The sequence below is a fragment of the Streptomyces adustus genome (genome assembly GCF_009377175.1).
GTDB classification, from domain to species: Bacteria; Actinomycetota; Actinomycetes; order Streptomycetales; family Streptomycetaceae; genus Streptomyces; species Streptomyces adustus.
Genome location: NZ_VJZD01000073.1, coordinates 19,254 through 38,211, shown reverse-complemented (window position 1 = coordinate 38,211; position 18,958 = coordinate 19,254). Strand labels below are relative to the sequence as shown.

Sequence of the window (18,958 nt, the reverse complement as noted above, 5' to 3'; positions counted from 1 at the left end):
ATAAGAGACAGCCCCCTCACCTGCCGACGCACCCGCCGCCACGACCTTGCCGGGACCATCTGTCCGCAGCCGTGGACCACCGGCGCAGGCGCCCGCGCCCGACGGGACGACCTGACCGGGCACTCCTTCACGCTCCTGACCCGGGCCGACCTGCCACCGTCCCCACGGGCGCTCGCCGCCGGCATCGGTGCCGCCATCATCGACGTACGCACGCTCCACGACGACGGACTCCTGACCTCCTGGCTGCGCACCGGCCGCGCGGATGCCGCGCTGCTCCGGCCCGATCGCGTCGTCCTCGACATCCTGCCGGCAGGCCACGCCGACTTCACCGACACCGCCACCTGGGCTGCCTTGCTGTGCACGACCCGCCGTCCCGCGCCCCCTCGCTGTCGGTTTGGCAGGGCTCCGGGACTGTGAAACGCTCGCTTCATGGCATATCTGTCCCGCGTCGGGACATCGATCCCGAACGGTTGAGTCCGGCTGCCTGTCGGAAGTCCCCCGGATCCAGGCTCCGTTCGGGAGTAGGGAACGGCCATGAGGACGACTGAGCACGCTCACGACCGCGACAACCACAATGACCCCACCTTGTACCGCACACCGGCGGATGCCGTCGCCGCGCCCCCGGAGCAGCTCGCCTACGTCGTCGGTTTCGACCCGACCGCACAGCGCGCGGACGCGTTGTTCACCGTCGGCTGCGACCCCGAATCCGCCGACTACGGCCGCGTGATCTCCCACGCCGAGCTGCCCGGCCTGGGCAACGAACTGCACCACTTCGGCTGGAACGCCTGCTCGAGCGCGCTCGCCCATGCCGGTCATCATCACGCCGCGCGCCGCTACCTGATCATCCCGGGACTGCGTTCCTCCCGGCTGCACATCTTCGACACGGACCCCGATCCCGCCCGCCCGCGCCTGGTCAAGGTGGTCGAGTCCGAGGAGCTGGCCGCCAAGGCCGCATATTCGCGCCCCCACACACTCCACTGCGGTCCCGACGGGGTGTTCCTGTCCTGCCTGGGCGGCGCGGACGGTGCGGACGGGCCCGGCGGCGTCGCGCTGCTGGACCACGAGACCTTCGAAGTGCTGCGCGCTTGGGAGAGCGACCGCGGACCGCAGCGGTTCGCCTACGACCTGTGGTGGCACCTGCGCCAGAACGTCGCCGTGACCAGCGAGTGGGGCACCCCCTCGATGTACGAGGACGGCCTCGTCCCCGAACTGCTGCTGGATCGCCAGTACGGCCACTCGCTGCACTTCTGGGAGCTGGACTCCGGCCGGCACCTTCAGCGCGTCGATCTGGGGGACGAGAACCAGATGGTGCTGGAGGTGCGTCCCGCGCACGACCCCGAGGCGACGTGGGGGTTCGTGAACACCGTGGTCAACGTCGAGGACCTGTCGGCCTCGGTGTGGCTGTGGACCCGGGAGGGCGAGGATTTCGTGGTACGCAAAGTGATCACCATCCCCGCCGAGCCCGCGCGGACGGAGGACTTGCCTCCGGCGCTGCGGCCGTTCGGCGCCGTTCCCCCGTTCATCGCCGACATCGACCTGTCGGTGGACGACCAGTGGCTGTACGTATCCACCTGGGGAACCGGCGATCTGCATCAGTACGACGTGAGCGACCCGTTCCATCCGAGGTGGACCGCGTCCGTGCGTCTTGGCGGCATCGTCAGCCGTCAGCCGCATCCCGCCGAGCCCGACACTCCGCTGACCGGCGCAGCGCAGATGGTCGAGCTCAGCCGTGACGGGCGGCGCGTGTACCTGACGAACTCCTTGTACAGCGCCTGGGACGCGCAGGTGTATCCCGCGGGCATCGACCCGTGGCTGGTCAAGCTCGACGCCGACACCTCGCACGGCGGGCTCTCCGTCGACAGCCTCTTCTACCCGCACGGCCCGGACTTCCTGGGCTTGCGCGTGCACCAGACGCGCCTGCAAGGCGGCGACGCCTCCTCGGATTCGTACTGCTACCGCAGCTGACCGCCTGTGCTCCGCGATGGCCGGCTGAAGGTTGTGTTGTTCCGGCCCGGGGCCGACAGGTGTGGAGTGGCGCAGCGGCGGGTCGCATCCGAGCACATCCGACGGAGCCGGTTCGCGCTGGCACTGCGTACGTAAGCCCGCCACCCCGGAGGGAGGAGACATGTCCTCCGTGCTCTACGCAGCAGGCGCGCACATTGACGACGCAACCGGGTGGCAGCTGCCCTCCACCGAAACGCTGGTGGCCGTGGTGCTGGTGGCTGTGGCCACCGTGGCGGGCGCCTGGCTGGCGCGGCGCGGATCCGGCCGGTCGGTGCTGCTGCTGGCCGCCGCGTCAGGGATATTGCTGAGCATTGCGGTTCTCCATCTTCTGCCCGACGCGTGGGACGAGGCCCAGGAGGCCGGCGTGCCGCTGTGGGCGGTGCCGGCCACCGCACTCGCCTCGTACGGGGTGATGGGCGCCGTCGTCCGTATCGGCTGCCCGTGCAAGCCAGGTCGTGCGGGAGGCGTCAGCGCGGCATCAGGGCTCGCTCTGCACCGCTTCCTGGAGGGGGCGACCTTGGCACTGACCGCCTCGGTCGCCGTGGCGGCGGCGCTCCTCGTGCACGCGGCCGGCGAGGGCCTGGCGTTGGCCGCTCTGCTGGGGGCGCAACCGAGGCGGCGTGTGGCTTCGTGGATCGGGCTGGCTTGCCTGAGCCCGATCGCGGGAGCCTTCGCGGCGAGCGCAGTGCCCATTCCGGACGGCGTCATGCCGTTGCTGCTCGCCTGCGTCGGCGGCGTACTCGCGCAGGCGGCGTGGGTGGCACTCACACTCGCCCGTCGGCAGCGGCCCGCGCACCGGCGAGTTCTCGGGGTCCCGGCTGCGATGGCGATGACCCTCGCGGCCGTCCTCGCCGCGCTCTCCGTCTTTGTCGGGACGGTCAACCGCTGAACGCGACCAGTCACACGAGAACCATGACGGCCACGGGGTCCGGAGGGCGCGGTCGTGCGACTGCTCGGTGCTGTAGCGGGGCCAGGTCACGCTCGCCGCACTTGGGGGCCCGATGCTCCATGAGGCGTGCTGAGGTTGCCGAAGGCGAACGGCAGCTCGATGGCGTGCGGGGCACCCATCGTGCCGTTCAGGTCGGGCGATCGACAGCGATTGTCCCGGTTGCTCGCCGTGCTGCAACAAGGGTCCCCACCATCAGCGGGTTGACCCGCGCGGCTGCTGTCAGGGCTGTAGCAGCCGGAAGTCGACAGGGTCGAACTGGTGGCCGTTGACCTGGAGTTGCAGCTGGTGGGTGCCTGGGTAGTAGACGCGGGTAGTGATCAGCCGGAACGAGTGCTCGCGTGTGAGCTCGGTCGACTGGCCGGGGTTCAGGGCGCGTTTGGCGAGCTTGAAGACTTTCGGGGCTGTCTTGCCGTTCGCCTTCATGTGATGGATGACGTAGTCGATGGAGAGGGTGACCGGCCGCTGGGAGATGTTGGTGATGCGGGCGGTGAAGGTGAGGGCGCCGCCGAACGGGATGTCGGTCTCTTCGGGCAGCGGTCCGACAACCGTGAGGTCGTCGCGGCTGCCGTGGAAGCCGACGAGGTGCAGGGCGTTCGGGTCGCCGTTCTTGATCAGGGTGCGCATCGCGTGGCGGATCAGGGCCGGCGTGGTGCTTTCTGGTTTTCTGGCCCAGCGTGCGGCGGTGCTGCCGGCGAGGTCCGCGTCCAGGCGGGAGACGTCGTTGAGGTGGTTGGCGACCGAGCGGCGTACGAACGCCGAGCTGTCCGGGTAAAGGGCGTCCAGGATCGGGACGCCCAGGGCGGGATTCCGGTTGAGCGCGGGGACCTGGCGCGCCCAGGGCAGTTTGGGCCGGGTGCCTTCGCTGGCCAGGCGGCGCACGGCCTCATCGGGTGAGGCGGTCCAGGTCCGGGCGGCGGCAAGGGTGCGTTCCAGGTCCGCGTTCAGGAAGGTGCGCAGCGCGAACTCGCTGGTGAGCCGGGGTGTGAGGGCGGCCATGAGGGTCAGGCCGTCGTCGAGGTCCTCGCCCGTGCCGGATTCGGTGGCGGAGGTGGCAACGGCCTCGGTGACCGGCCAGACCATCCAGCCGGTCAGGTCCTCCCGGGCCAGAGCCGCGCGGACCGCGCGGGCCAGTCGGCGGTAGTCGTGGCCGGCGTCGACCAGCAGCGCCTCGCCGACCGTACGTGCCCGTTCGCTCAGGGTGAGCGATGCCAGTGTCCCTGCGCTCTGGGCGACGGTCTGCCACGGAGAGATCTCGGGCGAGGTCTCCCGCAGGATCAACGCCAGACTGCGGATACTTACGGGGCTGATCAGCTCGTCGGCGGTGGGCACTGATCCTCCAGGAGAACGGGATGTGGGCGGGATATTCACGGGGGTGCAGTGGTCATCGGGCGGGGCCGTGGACAACCTACCCCTCGACGGGAAGGGGCCGTCTTGCCCCAGGCCGCCGCGGGGGCGCGGTCGGGCTAGTCCGCCTTGGGGAAGTCCGCGGCCCGGGAGGCGGTCTCCTGTGCGCGCAGTTCGGCCAGGGCGCCGCGCAGTTGGTCGTGGACACGGTCGTAGCCGCCGTTGCCCAGGACGATGCGGCGGGGCGGGGAGTCCTGCCGCATGGCATCGACCACGGCCTGGACGCCGCGGCGGGGATCGCCCGGCTGGTGGCCGTCCTGACTGACCATGGCCACCCGCACCGTCTCCACGAACGCCCGGTAGGCCTCCACGGTCTCGGTCACCGGCTCCTCGGCGAAGCCGGCATAGGCCTGGGTGCGAAAGGCCCCCGGCTCCACGGCGAGGACCTGGATGCCGAACGGCTCCACCTCGGTGCGCAGCGCGTCCGTCATGCCCTCCACCGCGAACTTGGCGGCACTGTAGAAGCCGAAACCGGGCACGCTCGCGATCCCGGCGACGGAGGACATGTTGACGATCCACCCGCTGCGCCGCTCCCGCATGCCGGGAAGCACCGCGCGGACGAGGTCGACGACGGAGAAGAAGTTCAGCTCGAAGGAACGGCGTACATCCGCCTCCGGGGAGCCCTCCACCGACCCGTACCAACCGCGGCCGGCATTGTTGACCAGCACATCGATCCCGCCGAAGTGCGCTTCCGCGGTTTGGACCGTATCCCTGACCTGCTGGTGGTCGGTGGTGTCCAGCTCCAGCGTCAGGATCCGCTCACGTGTCGCGGCGCCGTGCAGGTCGGCCCATTCCTTCAGCTGCCCGGGTCGGCGGGCGGTCAGCACGACGTTGTCGCCCTGCTCCAGCGCGACATCGGCATAGGCCCTGCCGAAACCACCGGTACCGCCGGTGATGAACCATGTCTTCATAGTGCTCTTCCTAGGAGTGTGAAAGGCGGCGAGCGCGTCAGGGGGCGATGACCAGGCTGCTGATCTGCGTGCCCTCGAGGGTGAAGCGGTAGTTGAGGTCGGCGCTGCCGCCGGGGAAGTCGCCCTCCAGATGCTGGGTGAGGGTGAACTGGTGGGTGCCGGTGCGCTCGGCGGCCACCGGCGTGGTGGTGTAGGTGAACTCGGAGGCAGCGTCGGCGATCCAGTCGGTGATCGAGGGGATGCCGGTGTGGGTGTGGCCCTCATCGGTCACGCTCGCCTGCGGGGTCAGGATCCCGATCACCGCGGTGGTGTCCCGGGCGTCGAGCGCGGTCAAGAACTGCTGGACGACCGCAGGCAGGTCGCTGATGTCGATACGAACGGTGCTGTCAGTCATGGGGTTCCTTACGCGAGTTGATCGGGTGGGGAGATCCCGGCGGCCCTCCGCGGGGCAGGCGGGGCCGGGCCACCGGGGCGAAGTGGCGCCTCTGCCTGTCTGTGGCCCGGTCGAACCACATGGCCGAGCACGCGCGCCAGGTCCGGCTGGAGGGTGAGCCCCTCCGGTATGACGCCGGCACGCGACGGCCCTCGTACCGCGCTCGCGACCAGTTCACGGACCTGCGCCGCAGCGACGGGGGTGCCGGGGTCGTTCAGAGACCACTGCCACCATTCCGTCGGCCCCAGTCCGGCTGGCGCCTGACCGCGGTAGGGCTCGACGTAGACAGGAGTGTTCGGTTCGCTCCGCCAACTGTCCGCGAGCGCGCCGATGTCCACCGCGTCGTATCCGAGGACATCCAGCAGGTGGCCGGCCTCCTCCTCGGCCTTCGTGCTGTCTCCGGCGATGGGCAGGGCACTGCGTGTGTCGCTTCCGCCGGGGTGGCCGCACGGGCGCGGCTGCCCAGGGTGTCGACGAGCTCGGTGAGGGTTTGAGGTCCTCGTGAGTTGCTGAGGACGACGTCGAGTCCTGCGGCTACGGCCAGGCGGGCGAGGCCGATCGCTCCGCTGCCGATGAGTCCGAGTGTGCGAGGCACAGCATTATCCGTTCAAAAATGTTGACGTGTTCAAAAAGTCCAAGGGTGGGAGCTACCGCCCCTGCGGGACGTCCGCGACGCGCGTGGCGCACTCGTTGCGGCGCAGCCCGGCCGACAAGGATTCAAGCCGCTCGGCCACGGAGCCGTAGCCGTAGCCGTAGCCGTCCGGGCCGATCACGGGCTGGTGCGGCCGGCGTGTCCTCCGTCGGCGTAGCGATGACGGCGCGAACACTGCGGCAGGAAACTCCGGGCCGGCGTCCGTTGCCGCCGACGAAGGCGGTGCGGACCGCTTCGCGCATCGGCCGGTAGCCGTCGATCGCCTTCCGGACGGATTCGTCGCCGCAGCCCGCCCAGGCGCGGGGGTCGCGCAAGTAGCTCATGCGCATCACGATGGGGCCTCCCCCAGGGAGAGGGTCAAGCACATCGAGCCCGGCGGATGCACACTGGAGCAATGTCCAGCGGATTGACCATCGGCGAGTTCGCGCAGTTGACGCACCTGAGCGTGCGAACCCTGCGTCGCTACCACGAGTCCGGACTGCTGGAGCCCGCCTCGGTGGCCCCCGACAGCGGCTACCGCTACTACACCAGCGACCAGATCCCCACCGCGCAGGTCATCCATCGGCTGCGCGACCTGGACGTGCCGCTGACCGACGTGGCCAAGATCCTCGCCACCGAGGACGCCGCAGAGCGCGCGGACCTGGTCGGTGAACACCTGCGGCGGCTGGAGGCGGAACTGGACCGCACCCGAGCCGCTGTGGCCTCCCTGCGAAACCTTCTGCACCCCGACGACGGCGGCCTGCAGGTCGAGCTCCGCCCGGTGGCGGCCAGAACGGTCGCCGGGGTCGAGGACGTCGTCGGCCACGAGGAGGTGGTCTCCTGGTACGACGAGGCGATGGCCGCACTCGACGCCGCTGTCGCCGGTCTGCCGGCCTTGGGGCCGCCGGGTGGCTGCTACGCCAACGAGCTGTTCACCCGCGGCCGGGGAACAGCGATGGTCTACCGGCCTGTGGCCGACCCGCCGACCCGAGGCCGGGTGCGACCGGTGGACCTCCCGGCCGCCGAGCTTGCCGTGGTCGTCCATCCCGGGCCGCATGACGACATCGACGTCACCTACGGCCGGCTCGGCGCCTGGGTGGTCGAACACGCCCTCGCGGTCGATGGTCCGGTGCACGAGGTGTATCTCGTCAGCCCGCGCGACACCCCGGATCCGGCAGCCTGGCGTACCGAGATCGGCTGGCCGGTGTTCCGGCTGACGCCCACCCCCGGCTGACGGCCGGCCCCGAACCGTACGCCGTCGATGTCCATCTCCTTGTGCCGGCCGCTGAAGGTCCCGGTGGGCAGAGGACGCCGGTCGTTCGGGTGACCCGTCCCAGGGCTGGGGCGGAGGGGTGTCTTGTGATGGAGTTCCAAGGTGCCGCGTGAGGGCTGGCTCGGGCCTGTCCCGCGGGCAGCGTGGTCGTCGAGGCGGCGGCGGGGCTGAGCGGCACAGCCGCTGCTTCGGGCTTCCTCGCCGGAGCAGGTCGCCGCTTTTCAGCCAGCATGACCTGTTCTATGTGCGTGTGGACGGTCCAAGAGGGCCCTCCTGGACCGGGGGCCTGTCGTTTGGATCTCCGGTAGTCGGCCAAGGCGGCTGACCGAAGAGTCGATCGCGGTGTCGATTCTGGCGTAGGCGTCGGCGCGGAGGAATTCCGCACGAGCTCACTGGAGCAGTTCGAAGTGGGGGTGGTACGGAGAAGACGGGCATGCCTCGATCGGCATCGTCGGCGACGCGCTGAACAACGCGCTCATGCAATCCCGGATCGGTCTCTGCACAAGGGAGTTGATCAAGCCCCGTAAGCCCTGGCGCGGCCTCTCCGACGTCGAACTCGCCACCGCGGAACGGGTCGACTGGTTCCACAGCCAGCGTCTGGCGGATCACACCGGTGTGAGAACGCAGTCGTTCCTCCGGGACTGTCCCGTCTCGCTCAATCGAGTCGTCTTCTCAACGAGTAGAGTCGTTCGGGCTTCTGGCTCAGCGAACCCAGTCGCGCGGCTGAGGGCATCGGGGATGCTGGATCGCTGTTCCGGGTGGGGTCATGGTTCCAGCCGTGCCGTCCTGGCGCTGAAAATCCCGTGGCTCGGGACTGCCGGATCAGCCAAGGTACAGGAGTGAGCACTGAAGAGAGTCCCGTCGAACACGCGGACCGGTGGATCCTGAACCTTCGCGGCATGAGCGTCACCAAGATCAGCGTGGACTTCCGGCTCGTGCTGGCCCTCGACGCTGACTGGGAAGCCGCATGGCAAGTCCCCGTCGGCCTCTCGCACGGGACGGACCACGCCAATCCGTCCGTGCTCTTGAACCCGGCATCGCAGGACGTCGCAGCGGCCCTCGCACTCTTCGGAGCGAAGGTCCTGTCGGCGGTCGCGTTCAAGTCCGGCACCCTGCGTCTTGTTTTCGACACCGGCCACCACCTGACCTGCTCGTCCGATCCGTCCTTCGAAGCGTGGCAGGTCACGGTTCCAACAGGATGGCGCTTCGCATCACTGCCTGGAGGCGGCCTCGCCGTCTGGTCCGGCTCAGGAGCGAGCGAGTCCTATCCGCGGCACACGATGCGGCAGGCACAAGACGTGCGGCCCCTCTCGACGAGCTGAGTCCGCGCGTCTCACCCAATTCGGTCCACGCAGGTCAGCGCCACGCGGGCGACCAACTTCGATGAGACAGGACAGGGATCGGACATGTCCGAGTAGGCCAGGGCGGCTGTCCCGTCTCAGGCGATCCGGTCTCTGCCTCGCATGAGCTGGTCCGATTCGCTCGCCGTCCCAGATGATCTGGTCCCGCGGGTCTGCTTCTTCGGTCCCGCCGGCTCTGGTGGCCATCTGAGCTGTCCCGAGCGCTGATCGATGGGGGCAGGAGCCGGTCATAGCCGTGTGGCCGTGCGGACCAGGCCGGCCAGGGCGAGGGAGCGGCTGTGGGCGGGCCAGACGATGTGGGTCACGACGGGAGGCGCGTCCGTCAAGGGGACGGCCGTGTGCTCCGCCCACAGCCAGGAGCGGGCGGAGTCGGGTACCACCGCCACGGTGCGTCCGAGGGCGATCAACTGGGCCAGTTGCGTCTGATTGTGGATCTCGGGGCCCGGGCCGGGTGCGTAGGTGCCGTGGGTGGGCCAGCGGGCGAGCGGCAGATCGGGGACATCCCTGACATCGGCCAGGGACAAGGTCTCGCGGGCGGCGAGGGGGTGCCCGGCGGGCAGGACGGCGACCTGTCCCTCGGTTGTCAGTGCCTCGCTGTCGAACCCGGCGAGGGAGTTCCACGGCGTGTGCATGAGCGCGACATCGGCACGTCCGTCGCGCAGCAGCTCTTCCTGCTCGCAGATGCCGCACGGCAGCACCTCGATCTCGGCACTGCCGGGCTCGGCTGCGTAGGCGTCGAGAAGCTTCCGCAGCAGTTCGTGCGACGCGGCGGCCTTCACCGCGAGGACCAGCCGACCGCGCGGGCCGCCAGGGCTGTCGGAACCGCCGGCGCGTCGGGTGCGGCGAGCAGCGGCAGCGGTCGCGTCGAGAGCCGCCCGGCCCTCGTGCAACAGCACTTCTCCAGCACCGGTCAGACGGACGCCACGGCGGTTGCGTTGCAGCAGGCAGACCCCGAGGCGCCGTTCGAGCTGCTGGATCGCCCGCGACAGCGGCGGCTGGGCCATGCCGAGGCGCTCGGCGGCGCGCCCGAAGTGCAGTTCCTCGGCGATGGCCACGAAGTACCTCAACTCGCGGGTCTCCAGGGTGTCCACGGCCGCAGCATACGCGGTGATACCTGGCAGGTATGACAGGACACCGTATCGGTGTTGGCCGCGCCCCTCGTCCGCGAGCCAGCATCATCGGTATGAGCGAAACGAAGATCGCGCTGGTGACCGGCGCGAACAAGGGCATCGGGTACGAGATCGCGGCCGGGCTGGGCAGCCTCGGGTACCGCGTGGGCGTGGGAGCCCGCGACGCCGCCCGACGCGAGACCGCCGTCGGGAAGCTGCGCGCCGTCGGCCTGGATGCGTTCGGGGTGCCGATGGACGTGACCGACGACCAGAGCGTCACGGATGCCGCGGAACTGATCGAACGGCTGGCCGGGCGCCTGGACGCCCTGGTCAACAATGCCGGCATCTCTGGCGAGATGGACCCGGGGTGGGTGCAGGATCCGACCACGCTCGACCTGGAGGTGCTCCGCACGGTTGTGGACACCAACGTCATGGGTGTCGTCCGGGTGACGAACGCGATGCTGCCACTGCTGCGGCGCTCGGCCTCGCCACGCATCGTCAACGTCTCCAGTAGCGTCGGTTCCCTGACCCGGCAATCGGACCCGGACATCGAGATCGGCCCGGTCATGGCGGCCTACGCGCCGTCGAAGTCGTTCCTCAACGCCCTCACCGTGCAGTACGCCCGGCAGTTCGCCGGTACGAACATCCTGATCAACGCCGCCTGCCCGGGCCTGGTCGCGACCGACTTCACAGGCTTCCAAGGGCCCCGCACTCCTGAACAGGGCGCGGCCACAGCGATCCGGCTCGCCACGCTGCCCGACGGCGGCCCGACCGGTTCGTTCTTCGAGGACGACGGCGTTGTCCCCTGGTGATCACGAACCCGCTGTGAATCGACGAGGCTCCGGTAGGTTCGCGAAACGGTGGAAAGGGGCCAGATCCGACTGAGGCAGCGTCAGGCATCTGCCCGACAGGGACCAGACCGACTGGGATCTCCGGCGACGCGGCGTCTCCACCGACCTGGTCGCCGCAGGCAATGGCCCCGATCCCGGACCAGGTCATCGGAGACGGGACACCGGCCGGCGGGGGTCGGCTTCGCGGGGGATGGCCGCTCACCGACCGGTCTGCCGATTCCGACTGTCGGCGTGCAGCGACGGAACCTCGGTGGGACAGCCGACTCGACTTCCTGCACCCGAAACAAGGCGGCGGTTGACGCCAGGCGCACTCGCTGACCAGGACGTAGATGTTCGCCGTGAACAGCGTCTCATCAGGAGTGTCCTGCGTTCCGCCGCCCTGCGGTCGCACTCTCGACAGCGGGATCAGCGGCTTCGCGATCTCCACGGCCCGTCCGGAACAATCCAACTCCACGTACCCCGCCCCATGGCCAGATCCACGACGCCTCACCACGTAGGACACGATCCAAGTGGGGCGGTGGTGGCCAGGGTTTCGCCTCGGTTGCTGTGTAAACCCTTGACGGAGTCTGTGTGGACTGCGACGGTATGCCCCGGCATTCGCACAGAATCCAAGACTTTCCACCCTCACCCGTCACGCGTCTTTTCATTCCGTTGGCTGTTCACGCACCTGACGCGGGGTCATTCACGCCTGTCCGCAGGCCTGAGTGCCATCGGGTAGCCCCCCATTCGAAAGAAGGACAACGTGCGCCTTCATATGCCCCGCAAGCGCCACATGGTCCGCACGCTCCGGACGTCCCGCGCGTCTCGTGCGTTACGGACATCCTGTGCTGCCCGCCCTGAGTACGACTCGGCCCCTACCGGCGGGCGTAAGTCCGCCCGCAGACGTACCGGTACCGCGGTCGGCACCGTCCTGGCCCTGATCGCCGCGTCAGCCGCCTGGGTCGTGGGCGCCGCGCCATCGGCCGACGCCCTGCCCAACGGGCTGGCGCTCACCCCACCGATGGGCTGGAACAGCTGGAACAAGTTCGGATGCAACATCACCGAACAGAAGGTCGAGTCCGTCGCCGACTACCTGGTCTCCTCCGGGCTGGCCGCGTCCGGCTACGCCTACGTCGACATCGACGACTGCTGGATGGCCGGCAGCCGCGACGCCGCCGGCCGTCTCGTGCCTGACCCCGTCAAGTTCCCGGACGGCATCAGCGGCACGGCCGCGTACGTGCATGCCAAGGGCCTGAAACTCGGCATCTACGAGAGCGCGGGCACCAAGACCTGCGCCGGCTACCCCGGCAGCCTCGGCCACGAGCAGACCGACGCGAACAGCTTCGCCTCCTGGGGCGTGGACCTGCTCAAATACGACAACTGCAACGACGACGGGACCTCCGCCCAGCGGCGCGACACCACCATGCGCGACGCCCTGGCCAATAACAGCAGCGGTCGCGCCATCCTGTTCAGCCTGTGCGAGTGGGGCGTGGACAACGTGTGGACGTGGGGCGCGGGCGTCGGCAACATGTGGCGCACCACCGGCGACATCAACGACAGCTACGGCTCCCTGCTGTCGATCTTCCACGCCAACGTCAAGCTGGCGCAGTACGCCGGCCCCGGTGGCTGGAACGACCCCGACATGCTGGAGGTTGGCAACGGCGGCATGTCGTTCACCGAGGACCGCAGCGAGTTCAGTCTCTGGGCCGAGATGGCCGCCCCGCTGATCACGGGCAACGATCTGCCCAACTCTTCTGCCGCCACCGCCTCCATCCTCGGGAACCGGGACGTCGTCGCGGTCGACCAGGATGCGCTCGGCAAGCAGGGCGTGCAGGTATCCGCCGCCGGCGGTTTGGACGTGCTTGCCAAGCCCCTGGCCGGTGGCGACGTATCGGTCGCGCTGTTCAACGAGAACTCCGGCGCGGCCACCATCTCCACCACCGCCTCCGCGGTCGGCCTGCCCGCCTCGTCCAGCGGCTACAGCCTGGACAACCTGTGGTCGCACGTGAAGACCACCACCAGCGGTGCGATCTCGGCCACCGTGCCCGGCCACGGCACGGTCCTGTTCCGGGTGTCCACCGGCTCGGCCACCAGCACCGGCACCACGCACGCCCTGGTCGGCGCCTCCTCCGGCCGCTGCCTCGACGCGTACGACAACGAGACGACTCCCGGCACGAAGATCGAGATCTGGGACTGCAACGGCGGCGCCAACCAGAAGGTCACCCTGACGGCGGCCGGTGAACTGCGGCTGTACGGGGGCACACAGTGCCTGGACGCGACCGGCGCGGCGACCACCGCGGGCACCAAGGTCGAGCTGTGGAACTGCAACGGCGGCACGAACCAGCAGTGGCGCCCGAACGCCGACGGCACGGTCACCGGCGTCCAGTCCGGCCTGTGCCTCGACGTCACCGGCGGCGACCAGCCGGCCGGCAACGTCAACGGCACCCAGCTGGAGCTGTGGAACTGCAACGGCGGCGCGAACCAGCAGTGGCGCCTGAGCTGAACGAACCAGGGGTCACCGCGAGTCCCCTCGCACCGTCTCGGCCCACCGTCCGGCCCGCACCCACCGGGGCCGGCCGGTGGACCGACTGGCGCGCCCCGGATCCGATGCGCACGAACCCGATGCGGATCAGCGGGTCTATCAGAAATCAGGCCCTGTCTCATATTCGGTGGTGACCGACCGTGCTGCTATCCGAGGAGGATGCGGTGGCGTAGAAGGGTGAAGCCTGCTCGTCCGTGTATCTGGCGTGCGATTCGCTTCGTCTTGGTGTTGACGCCCTCGGTGGGGCCGTTGCTGTAGGGAAGTGTGAGTGCGGCGTTCACTGCATTGTGGTCTCGGTCCAGGCCGCGGGTGAAGGCGTGCAGGTGAGGCAGGTCGGCTGCGCGGACCTGGTCGATCCAGCGCGAGAGCCTCTCGGTGTTTTCTGCACAAGGCGTCAGGAGTGCGGCGAAGTCCCTCACTCCCGCTGCCAGTTGAGTCATCTCGGGACAGGAGCCGGTGATCCTGGTCAGGACGTCGCGATGTTCGGGCTTGAGGTTGTCGGGCCTGGTGAGGATCATCCGGGCGAGCCGGCGCGGGGAGATGTGGCTGCGGTCGGCATCCGCGCGGCCTTGGTTGATGTACTTGTGCAGTAGGTTCAGGCAGCCGGTGAATCCGAGGGCTTTGATCTCTTCGAAGAGGTGGCTGACGGGGACGGCGGGGTCCTCGGTCCGTCGTCTGCGCAGGTGTTCGCGGTAGGGATCGACTAGGCTGGCGCGGTACTTGGGGACGAGGAGCATCCGCTCGGGCCGGTCGGCTCTCGCGTAGCGTTTGACGGTGTTCAGTGCCAGTTGCAGGCGGCGGGCGCACTCCAGCAGGCCGACGCCCTTCTCGAGCAGACCGTGGACCTGGTGCCAGCGTTCCAGGGTTGTTTGCGCACGGGGCCCGTTGTACAGGGGCGCTTCCAGCACAGCGGCCCAGCAGGTGCTGTGCGCCTTCACTTCACGCAGGGAAGCTTCGCACAGGTTGTGCCACAGGTGCCACCGGTCCGCGACCTGCACCGCGTCGGGCAGGGCGCGGCGGATGGCCTCGGCGTAGGTCGCGGAGCCGTCACGGCACACGATCTCGATGCCCGGACGTTCGCGCAGCCACGCTTCCAGCGTGTCGGCCGTGCGGTCGGGCAGCACATCGATCCGCTGATGGGTCTCGGCGTCGATCACCACGGTGGCATAGCGGTGTCGTCGGCGCAGAGCAAAGTCGTCGACGCCGATCACACGGGGCGTCCGCCCGGTGGGCAGGGAAATGCGCAGCAGAACACGCACGGCCGTGTGGCGCGACAGGTCTGCCGCGAGTATTGCCAGCAGACGCGATCCCGCCCGGCCCGCTAACTCCTTCACCACAGCCTTGATCTGCCTGGTCAGACGGGTGGTGCGTCGCTGATAGCGCTCCAGCAGTCCCGGCATCTGTTCACGGAAGGTCTGCCGGCAGCCGCGCGTGGGACACACCAGACGCCGCACCTTCACATGAACCACCACGCGCCGTCCATCGACGGGTACGTCAGCCACTCTCCGTACCTGATAGCTGTGCACCCGCTCCGACGACGCGCCACAGACCGGACAAACCGCAGCCTCCTGCGGAGTCTGCGCCCGCACCGCGATCCGCTCGCCCTCGTCGGTCACATCCTCGATGACCAACGGGAAAAGGCCCGAAAATACAGTCCGTACAAGCTCGTTGACGTCCTTCACATGTGCATCAACGACTCTCGCGACTGTCTGTCACCACCGAAAGTGAGACAGGGCCAGAAATCAGGTGTGGTTCCTCTGTTTGGCCTACAGGTTCTTTCTTGGACTGTTCGGCCTGTACCTGATTGGCGGTAAGACGCCCGTCGAAACCCTGGGTCTCGGGCGCCCCGGCGGCACCTGTTGACCCGCCGTCCCCTGGCCACCGGTCCTCGCTCACGCTGCGGTCTCGGCTTCAGGGGTTCGTGCCGCTGCCTGGGCCTGCTCTGTGGGCCGTCTGCGGCAATGCAGCGCTTGCCCGCTTGCGCCTCCAGCCGGGACACCCACACCGGATGAACAATTGGCCTGGTCAGAACACAGGGACGTGTCTGGGCGGTATCGAGGGGAAGCGACCGATGGACAGAGCCGGGCGTCCGGATCGTAGAACGCTGCTTGTCGGCGGCGTTGTGGGCGGCGTGGTCGCGCTCACGGGGTGCTCATCGATGGGGGTCGCCTCCTCGGTGGCCAGCGCTTCGCCGGAAGCACGGCCCACCACGCCCGCCGCGGCGTTCGCGAGGTTGATGGAAGGCAATGAGCGTTGGGTGAGCGGAGACCTTCAACACCCCGACCGGGATCCGAACCGGCGTCAGTTCGTGGCCCAGGAGCAGGAGCCTTTCGGGTCGATCCTCTCGTGTATCGACTCCCGGGTGCCGCCTGAACTCCTCTTCGACACCGGCCTGGGTGACCTTTACGTGATGCGCACGGGCGGGGAGGCGGTCGGACCGGTGGTCACTGGTTCTGTCGAGTACGGGCCGATGACGAGCGGTACGCCCCTCATCGTGGTCCTCGGGCATCAGCGCTGCGGCGCCGTCAAGGCGGCGTACGCATCCATTCGTGACGGCAAACCGCTGCCCGGCAACCTGCAGGCGATCGTCAAGGCCCTGCAACCGGCTTACGAGCAGGCGGCCCGGGAAGGCGGCGCCGACCCGGTCGAGACCATGGCCCGTGCCCAGGTCACGTTGACCGCGGCCGATCTGCGCTCCAACGATGACCTCGCCCCGCTGGTGAGCAAGGGCGCCCTTGCCGTGGTCGGCGCCTTCTACTCGCTCGACACCGGCAAGGTGGAAGTTCTGGCCGGCGCGCCCTCCTGACCGGGTCAAGGGGCGGTACGAGGTCGGTGACGGGCGGCCGAACAGCTCCCCGGGGCGCCCCGAATCGGCTGACAGTCGGCGTCACAGGCAGATTCGACTGCGACGACGGCCGCGGCCTCTCCGTCGTCGGTGTCGCACATCTCGGTGATCGGCGTCGGAGACGTCGTGATGGTCGTGCTCAGGTCCCACTCGCCGTCGGCGTGCGGAACCTCGACCGCCTTCGAGGCTTGTGGCATGGGTTTGTTCCTTGATGAGTCGGCCGCCCGTGAGGCAGGGCGAGAGAGTCCGCAGGATCCCCGTTGCGACCTGCCGTCATGGCGAGTGCAGAGCACAACGCAGGCACCGCGTAGGACTTGCGCCTGTCCGGTAGCCACGCCGTGTGAGGTCATCCGGGCCACCGGACAGGCGTCAGGGATGGCTGCCGGTTGCTGAACTGGTGCTGCATCTGAGCGGCGTCCCAAGCGTCATCGGCGTATCTGCGCTCGGGACGCCGGGAGCGTGAGAAGCCGTTGTCGTACCGATCACGGTGGGCATCGGTTCGAACGAGGCGGACCGGTTGGGTGGTCTCCGGCTGGTGCGCGTATCAAGGCAGGCTCCTGATCGGCCCGGGGTTTCGAAGCTCGAATTCCGCAGATCTGGGGGCACGTGACTACTCGCCAGTTGTTTCTGTGGGCGTTGGGGCCGGTGATACGCCTACGAGTTTGCAGAGGAAGCGGTCGATCTGGTCTTCCAGTGGGGGCCAGGGCTGGTCGGGCTGGTTGACCCGCATGGAGACCGCGCCGTGCACGGCGGCGCGCAGGTCGAGGGCCACTCTGGAGGCGTCGTCCGTGGGGGCCAGGCCGGCGTCCATGCATCTTTGGACCGCGGCCGTGGTCGTGCGCCCGAGCTCTTCCTTGAAGCGCATGTCCGCGTGCTGGTTGAGGGTGCTTTCGTGCAGCACCTTGTAGAGCCCCGGGTGGTCATGTGCCCACGCCCCGAGTACGAGGGTCCGGCCGCGCAGTTGGGCGACCGGACCCTCCTCGGTGAGCTCAGCTTGCTGCACGGCGAGCATCAGGTTCTGGTGGCAGCGCTCCAGCGCGGCCAGGACGAGCGCGTCGCGGTCGGGAAAGTGGAGGTACACCGACGTTGCGGCGACGTTGGTCTCCCGGGCGACGGCCCGGAGGGACAGCGCCTGGTCGTCGCCTAGGTCGTTGAGCATGCGGAGAGTGGCGGCGACGATCTCCTCGCGGAGGCGTTCGCCCTGGCCCCGGGGATTGCGCCCGCGTGACTGTCGCTTGCTCGGTGACTTGGCATCCATGGTGATCGATTGTATCTGCACGACTGTTGCCCTACAGTCGTAGCGCTACAGCTGTTCACTTACGAGGGGGAGCTATGCCGAACGTGCGACTTGAAGAGAACAAGCAGACCGTCCTGGCCTTCTACCAGGCTGCAATCAACGACAAGGACCACGACGCGGCCTCGAAGCTGCTTGATCACCACTATGTGCAGCACAACCCCCGGATCGCCGACGGCCTGGAGGGCTTCCGGGAGTTCGTCGAAACCCTCAAGGCAGACTTCCCCCACCTCCGCGCCGAGGTGAAGCGGATCTTCGCCGAGGGTGACCACGTGATCGCCCACGTCCACGGCGTCCGGGTGCCGGGCGGCCCTGAAACGGCGATTGTCGACATCTTCCGGCTGGAGGAGGGCCGGATTGCCGAGCACTGGGATGTCATGCAACAGGTCCCCGATGAGGCGCGGAACCAGAACGGCATGTTCTGACAAGACACTGGCCTCGATCGGGTGACATTGCGGCTGTCTGGGCGTGAGAACAGGGCCTCTCGCATCCGGTCCCGAGTAGGCGTACGCGCTCGCGTCCACGCGTCGCGAAGGTGTCGCCCGCAGCCACGACGCGTGTGTGGCCCCGCCCCCGCGGCGGGGCCACACACGCACGCCCGGTGCGGTCCGGCGTACCCGGATCTCGAAGAAGCCTCGGCAAGGGCTCCTACGCCGCGGCGGTGGGCGGACTCGCGGCGGCGCGGGCCCGGCCGACCACCCGTCCGCGCTCCGACGCGGGGAAGCGGTCGATCATGGCCCGCAGCTCGGCGGCGCTGACGTCGGCCCCGAAGGGTTCGGTGCCTGGTTCGAGGCGTACGCCTTCGGCGAGCTGGCCGACGATGACGGGGTCGAAGCCGAGGGCGTCGACGAGGTGTGCGGTCGTGGCCCGGTCGGCGGGAGTGTTCCCGGCGACGGCGATCGCCTTGCGGCCGGGCGTGCCGGCCGGACGGGCCTCCTCCTCGAGGTCGTGGTAGCCCATGTGGTTGAAGGCCTTGACCACGCGGGAGCGCGGCAGGAACGCCTGGAGGATCTCGCTGGTGGAGGTGCGTGGGTCGGTCAGGTCGTCGCGTATCCCGTCGACCTCCCACCAGTAGTTCATCGCGTCGACGACCAGTTTGCCGTGCAGCGCGGCGACCGGGATGCTGCGGTACTTGCCCAGGGGGAGCGCCAGGATCGCGATGTCGGCCGAAGCCGCCGCCTCGGCGGCGGTGACCGGGGTCGCACCAGGTGCGAGGACCTCGACGGTGAGCGCGATGTTCTCGGGCGCCCCCGATCCGGCGATCAGGACGCGAAAGCCCGCCGACAGCGCCAGTCGTGCCAGTACGGTGCCTACTTTTCCGGCGCCCAGGATGCCCAGGGTGCGGATGTTCTGTACATGCATTGCGTTGCCT

Annotated in this window: 16 protein-coding genes and 3 pseudogenes; 9 read left to right on the top strand and 10 right to left on the bottom strand. The window is 68.9% G+C overall.

Annotated elements, in window-relative coordinates; genetic code table 11:
- The 3 genes and pseudogenes from FNH09_RS47095 to FNH09_RS19675 form a co-directional block, all read left to right on the top strand.
- A pseudogene (locus FNH09_RS47095) lies at positions 1-417 on the top strand (bifunctional 3-(3-hydroxy-phenyl)propionate/3-hydroxycinnamic acid hydroxylase MhpA); the annotation flags it as partial.
- Positions 418-534: 117 nt separating this feature from the next.
- Positions 535-1,965, top strand: a complete 1,431-nt coding sequence (locus tag FNH09_RS19680) for a selenium-binding protein SBP56-related protein (protein WP_152889762.1) — start codon at positions 535-537, stop codon at positions 1,963-1,965.
- A gap of 160 nt (positions 1,966-2,125) precedes the next feature.
- Complete coding sequence (locus FNH09_RS19675; RefSeq protein WP_152889759.1) at positions 2,126-2,893, top strand: ZIP family metal transporter; 768 nt, start codon at positions 2,126-2,128, stop codon at positions 2,891-2,893.
- 279 nt (positions 2,894-3,172) lie between these two features.
- Here the strand turns inward: FNH09_RS19675 and FNH09_RS19670 are convergent, their stop codons facing one another.
- The 5 genes and pseudogenes from FNH09_RS19670 to FNH09_RS49530 form a co-directional block, all read right to left on the bottom strand.
- The gene (locus FNH09_RS19670) at positions 3,173-4,282 is read right to left on the bottom strand and encodes a DNA alkylation repair protein (RefSeq protein WP_162468820.1); all 1,110 of its coding nucleotides are present in this window, start codon (positions 4,280-4,282) and stop codon (positions 3,173-3,175) included.
- A 134-nt stretch (positions 4,283-4,416) separates the two neighbouring features.
- Entirely contained in the window at positions 4,417-5,268 is an 852-nt protein-coding gene (locus FNH09_RS19665; RefSeq protein ID WP_152889756.1) for an SDR family NAD(P)-dependent oxidoreductase, read from the bottom strand.
- 37 nt (positions 5,269-5,305) lie between these two features.
- Positions 5,306-5,662, bottom strand: coding sequence for a nuclear transport factor 2 family protein (locus FNH09_RS19660; RefSeq protein ID WP_152889753.1), 357 nt, complete (start codon positions 5,660-5,662; stop codon positions 5,306-5,308).
- A gap of 191 nt (positions 5,663-5,853) precedes the next feature.
- Positions 5,854-6,296: pseudogene (locus FNH09_RS19655) on the bottom strand (NAD(P)-binding domain-containing protein); the annotation flags it as partial.
- 52 nt (positions 6,297-6,348) lie between these two features.
- Entirely contained in the window at positions 6,349-6,474 is a 126-nt protein-coding gene (locus FNH09_RS49530) for a hypothetical protein (protein ID WP_274390244.1), read from the bottom strand.
- A 273-nt stretch (positions 6,475-6,747) separates the two neighbouring features.
- On the opposite strand from FNH09_RS49530, the gene FNH09_RS19650 reads away from it, so the two are divergent.
- Together FNH09_RS19650 and FNH09_RS19645 are read left to right on the top strand one after the other, a co-directional pair.
- Positions 6,748-7,566: a MerR family transcriptional regulator gene (locus tag FNH09_RS19650; protein WP_152889752.1), complete on the top strand. Its 819-nt coding sequence runs from the start codon at positions 6,748-6,750 to the stop codon at positions 7,564-7,566.
- A gap of 797 nt (positions 7,567-8,363) precedes the next feature.
- Positions 8,364-8,927 (top strand): DUF6188 family protein, encoded by a 564-nt coding sequence (locus FNH09_RS19645; RefSeq protein ID WP_338017617.1) that lies wholly within the window; start codon positions 8,364-8,366, stop codon positions 8,925-8,927.
- Positions 8,928-9,193: 266 nt separating this feature from the next.
- On the opposite strand, the gene FNH09_RS19640 is transcribed toward FNH09_RS19645, so the two are convergent.
- A complete protein-coding gene (locus FNH09_RS19640; protein ID WP_162468819.1) occupies positions 9,194-10,057 on the bottom strand; it encodes a LysR family transcriptional regulator in 864 nt (287 codons plus the stop codon).
- 92 nt (positions 10,058-10,149) lie between these two features.
- Between FNH09_RS19640 and FNH09_RS19635 the strand changes: the two genes are divergently transcribed.
- The gene (locus tag FNH09_RS19635) at positions 10,150-10,887 is read left to right on the top strand and encodes an SDR family oxidoreductase (protein WP_152889746.1); all 738 of its coding nucleotides are present in this window, start codon (positions 10,150-10,152) and stop codon (positions 10,885-10,887) included.
- Positions 10,888-11,173: 286 nt separating this feature from the next.
- On the opposite strand, the pseudogene FNH09_RS47685 reads toward FNH09_RS19635, so the two are convergent.
- A pseudogene (locus FNH09_RS47685) lies at positions 11,174-11,394 on the bottom strand (transposase); the annotation flags it as partial.
- Positions 11,395-11,926: 532 nt separating this feature from the next.
- Between FNH09_RS47685 and FNH09_RS19625 the strand changes: the two are divergent.
- Entirely contained in the window at positions 11,927-13,408 is a 1,482-nt protein-coding gene (locus FNH09_RS19625) for a glycoside hydrolase family 27 protein (protein WP_238426815.1), read from the top strand.
- A gap of 185 nt (positions 13,409-13,593) precedes the next feature.
- Here the strand turns inward: FNH09_RS19625 and FNH09_RS19620 are convergent, their stop codons facing one another.
- Positions 13,594-15,129, bottom strand: a complete 1,536-nt coding sequence (locus FNH09_RS19620; protein ID WP_162468818.1) for an ISL3 family transposase — start codon at positions 15,127-15,129, stop codon at positions 13,594-13,596.
- A gap of 476 nt (positions 15,130-15,605) precedes the next feature.
- Between FNH09_RS19620 and FNH09_RS19615 the strand changes: the two genes are divergently transcribed.
- The gene (locus FNH09_RS19615) at positions 15,606-16,253 is read left to right on the top strand and encodes a carbonic anhydrase (protein WP_238426811.1); all 648 of its coding nucleotides are present in this window, start codon (positions 15,606-15,608) and stop codon (positions 16,251-16,253) included.
- A 649-nt stretch (positions 16,254-16,902) separates the two neighbouring features.
- Here FNH09_RS19615 and FNH09_RS19610 read toward each other — a convergent pair.
- Positions 16,903-17,550, bottom strand: coding sequence for a TetR/AcrR family transcriptional regulator (locus FNH09_RS19610; protein ID WP_152889743.1), 648 nt, complete (start codon positions 17,548-17,550; stop codon positions 16,903-16,905).
- Between the two features lie 74 nt (positions 17,551-17,624).
- Between FNH09_RS19610 and FNH09_RS19605 the strand changes: the two genes are divergently transcribed.
- The gene (locus FNH09_RS19605) at positions 17,625-18,011 is read left to right on the top strand and encodes a nuclear transport factor 2 family protein (RefSeq protein ID WP_152889741.1); all 387 of its coding nucleotides are present in this window, start codon (positions 17,625-17,627) and stop codon (positions 18,009-18,011) included.
- 223 nt (positions 18,012-18,234) lie between these two features.
- On the opposite strand, the gene FNH09_RS19600 is transcribed toward FNH09_RS19605, so the two are convergent.
- Positions 18,235-18,948 carry an NADPH-dependent F420 reductase gene (locus FNH09_RS19600; RefSeq protein WP_152889738.1) on the bottom strand — a complete coding sequence of 238 codons (714 nt, stop codon included), beginning with the start codon at positions 18,946-18,948 and terminating at the stop codon, positions 18,235-18,237.
- Positions 18,949-18,958 lie beyond the last annotated feature (10 nt).

Coding starts and splice junctions, on each gene's coding strand:
- FNH09_RS19680 (WP_152889762.1), top strand. CDS start 535: ATGAGGACGACTGAGCACGCTCACGACCGCGACAACCACAATGACCCC.
- FNH09_RS19675 (WP_152889759.1), top strand. CDS start 2,126: ATGTCCTCCGTGCTCTACGCAGCAGGCGCGCACATTGACGACGCAACC.
- FNH09_RS19665 (WP_152889756.1), bottom strand. CDS start 5,268: ATGAAGACATGGTTCATCACCGGCGGTACCGGTGGTTTCGGCAGGGCC.
- FNH09_RS19660 (WP_152889753.1), bottom strand. CDS start 5,662: ATGACTGACAGCACCGTTCGTATCGACATCAGCGACCTGCCTGCGGTC.
- FNH09_RS19650 (WP_152889752.1), top strand. CDS start 6,748: ATGTCCAGCGGATTGACCATCGGCGAGTTCGCGCAGTTGACGCACCTG.
- FNH09_RS19635 (WP_152889746.1), top strand. CDS start 10,150: ATGAGCGAAACGAAGATCGCGCTGGTGACCGGCGCGAACAAGGGCATC.
- FNH09_RS19625 (WP_238426815.1), top strand. CDS start 11,927: ATGGGCTGGAACAGCTGGAACAAGTTCGGATGCAACATCACCGAACAG.
- FNH09_RS19615 (WP_238426811.1), top strand. CDS start 15,606: ATGGGGGTCGCCTCCTCGGTGGCCAGCGCTTCGCCGGAAGCACGGCCC.
- FNH09_RS19610 (WP_152889743.1), bottom strand. CDS start 17,550: ATGGATGCCAAGTCACCGAGCAAGCGACAGTCACGCGGGCGCAATCCC.
- FNH09_RS19605 (WP_152889741.1), top strand. CDS start 17,625: ATGCCGAACGTGCGACTTGAAGAGAACAAGCAGACCGTCCTGGCCTTC.
- FNH09_RS19600 (WP_152889738.1), bottom strand. CDS start 18,948: ATGCATGTACAGAACATCCGCACCCTGGGCATCCTGGGCGCCGGAAAA.